1 pseudogene is annotated in these 309 nt (G+C 88.3%); it reads right to left on the reverse strand.

The annotated features are described in order from the left end of the window. Window positions 1–232: pseudogene (locus PUR61_RS25535) on the reverse strand (hypothetical protein); the annotation flags it as partial. Between the last annotated feature and the right edge of the window lie 77 nt (window positions 233–309).

Consider the following 309-nt stretch of genomic DNA (forward strand, 5'->3'; position numbering starts at 1 on the left):
CGGTGTCGGCCGAGCGGAGCCGGAACCGGGTGGTGCCGGTGACCAGCAGCTCGTACCGGCCGTCCGGCTGGGGCTGGACGGAGGTGAGGTCGGCGACGCGCAGCCGGGGGCGCTCCTCGACGACGAGCGGGGGCCGCCCGAGCCCCGGGACGAGCGGACGCGCCGCGTGGGGGGCGCGCGGGGGGGGGGGCGGGGGCGCCCGCCCCGGCGCGGCCGCGCGCGCGGCGCGCACCCCCCCCCCGCGCGGGGCGGGCGCGCGCGCGCCCCCCCCGGGGGGCCGCCGGGCGCCCCCCCCCCCCCCCCCCCCCC

Source organism: Streptomyces sp. BE20 (assembly GCF_036322525.1).
Taxonomy (GTDB): Bacteria; Actinomycetota; Actinomycetes; order Streptomycetales; family Streptomycetaceae; genus Kitasatospora.